This window comes from Moorena sp. SIO3I6, assembly GCF_010672095.1.
Window position 1 is genome coordinate 1 of record NZ_JAAHHU010000593.1, and the last position, 2695, is coordinate 2695.

The 2695-nt window shown below is 45.8% G+C and carries 2 protein-coding genes; both read right to left on the reverse strand.

Annotation, left to right across the window (positions count from 1 at the left end; all coding sequences use genetic code 11):
• Positions 1-750: glycosyltransferase family 2 protein (locus tag F6K49_RS40045; RefSeq protein WP_293106316.1), on the reverse strand; the 750-nt coding region annotated here is incomplete at its 3' end.
• A 241-nt stretch (positions 751-991) separates the two neighbouring features.
• Positions 992-2695, reverse strand: a 1704-nt coding sequence (locus F6K49_RS40050) for a fatty acyl-AMP ligase (protein WP_293106319.1), incomplete at its 5' end; no start/stop codon positions are given.

Sequence of the window (2695 nt, forward strand, 5' to 3'; positions counted from 1 at the left end):
GAAATAGCTGTCGAGAGCCATTTCTGCCATTTGCCCTCGTGTCCAGAAATTCAGTGCTGCATTTGCGATCGCTTTTCTGACCTGCACTGCTCCCACTCGCGGGTTATTAAATAAGGGCAACACCCGCTGCAGCATATCTTTGGGAACTTTAGCATCTGCATCAAATACTGCTACAATCTCGCCTTTCGTTAAACCCAGTACCTGATTGAGTGCTCCTGATTTCCCTCCCCCGGCATTAGCACTCCGGTGCAGTACCTTCAACTGGTCGTATGTTGCTGCTAACTTATCTAATATTTCTGGTGTTTGGTCAGTACTGTGATCGTCAATTACCCACAGTTCATACTGATTTTCGGGGTAGTCTAATTGACACAGAGACTGAACTAAATTACTGATGACACTTTCTTCATTTTTTGCTGCTACTAGCAGAGACACAAAGGGAAAATCGTCTTTTTCTTCATCTAAAGAGGGTTGAGGGGTTTTTAACGGTTGAGCCAGCAAGAACCGTAGGCAATGAATTCCTAATATCGTTGTTAAGCCCAAGCTCACCCAGATCCCCCAAGACACCAAATGCAGTGCTATTGTCATGCACCACACTATGGTTAAAACTAAAGCTGCTTTGCGTCGGCGTCCTTCTAGTCCCTGGAAAAATAAGCTAGTTTCAAACTCTTCCTCTGACAAGTTAGACAGCATAGAGCCAAGTTGGTTCAGCTCTTGGCTTGGCGCTTTTTCTGACCAGGAATTCTCCGACATAAGTTATGTACTGCAACTACCAACGAAGGCCACTAATGCCTTATTCTATCCGAAAGTGTTACAAAATTGTTAATTTCTATCAAGGAAGGTATAGTTTAGGACATAAAATATCATCTGGGGTGTCAAGGGAATAGGGAATAGAAACATTTGTTAACCTTTACTTGGATTGCTATCGACTACTATCAATAGGGTTATCTTTTAGGTTAAGTCTGCCTCAAGCCTGAATCCTCAATCCTCAAAGCTAATCCCTATTATTTATAACAGCCAGAGTTCCCGCTAGAAAACTCTGGCGACAGGCATGACGCTGAATCTTACCACTAGAGGTCTTGGGAATAGTACCTGGTTTGAGTAACAGAGCAGTATGAACCTGCAAATCGTGATGTTGTAATACTGCTCGTCGGATTAACCGGATTAACTCTTTGGTATCAAGGGCATGGTCTTTCGCTCCATTACCAGGATCAGAAGTAGCTAGCCGAGTCGATTTCCAATAGCTACGTTCTACCTCAGCAATCACCACTAACTGTTCCTCACCGGCAATATTGACGGAAAATCCTGCGGAACACGTCGGTCTGAGCAAGGAGTGGGTGTTTTCTACGGTCCATTCAATATCTTGGGGATAGTGGTTACGACCATTGATAATGATCAGATCCTTCAAACGACCAGTAACAAATAATTCACCGTCGAGCATGAATCCCAAGTCACCGGTACGCATAAATGACTCCTCCCCCATCGATGCTAGAGTTACGCGAAAGTTGCCTTCTGTTGCTGCCAGTTGATTCCAGTAACCTTGGGCAATGCTTGGTCCTGATACCCAGATTTCTCCTACTTTTCCTGGGTCACATGGGGTTAAGGTTTCAGGATGGATAATTACAATCTGCTGGTCTGGCAGACTTTGACCACAGCCTACTAGGGTAAGGGTACCTTCTTGCTCAACAGTAGCTGGCACAACTTTATTTTGCTCTAATGCTGCCCCTTCAACTGTTTTTAAGACAATTGGAGCGCTTTTGAGACCACCAGAAACCATTAAGGTGGCTTCAGCCATGCCATAGCAAGGGTAGAATGCTTCTCGGCGGAAGCCACAGGACTCAAATTTTGTGGCAAACCGCTCCAAGATGGCGGAGTTAATTGGCTCAGCTCCGTTAAAGGCAATATCCCAACTACTCAAATCCAAGTTTGTTAGTTGTTCCGGCTTAATTTTGCGATCGCATAAGTCGTAAGCAAAGTTTGGTCCGCCACTGCTGGTGGCTCGATAGTGGGAAATTGCTTTTAACCAGCGGATTGGACTTTGCAAAAACATCAACGGGGACATGAGCGTAGCTGGAAAACCGCCGTATAGAGGTTGGAGTATGCCACCAATCAGACCCATGTCATGGTACATCGGTAACCAACTCACCACACTGCTGTGGTCGGTGTGCTCAAAATACTGATAGATAGCAGCTGAATTATGGACTAGATTGCTGTGGCTAATCATTACTCCCTTCGGCTGAGCGGTTGAACCAGAGGTGTATTGGAGAAAAGCCATGGTGCTAGCATCTATAGCTGGTTGCTGCCATGATTGAGCTAAGTTGCCGTTGATGGTTTCTGTGGCTAGCCAGTGCAGTGTTTTCAGTTCCGGAGCCTGAGTAAACCTGCGCTCTAAATTAGACAGGATTGCTTGGGTAGTTAGGGCTACCTTTGCCAGGGAATCCTTGACAATTCCCTGAACACGGACAAGGGAGCGATTGGGTCTAGGAGGATAAGCGGGGACAGCTACAACCCCAGCGTACAGACACCCGAAAAATGCACAAATATAGTCTAGACCAGGAGGATAAAGGAGTAGGGCAGTTTCTCCTGGGGAATATATTGATTGCAGGTGGAACGCGATCGCTTGGGCTTGTTGCTCCAACTGTTGGTAAGTCAGACTGACCTGTTCGGTTTCTCCATCCACCAAAAAGGTATATGCGAT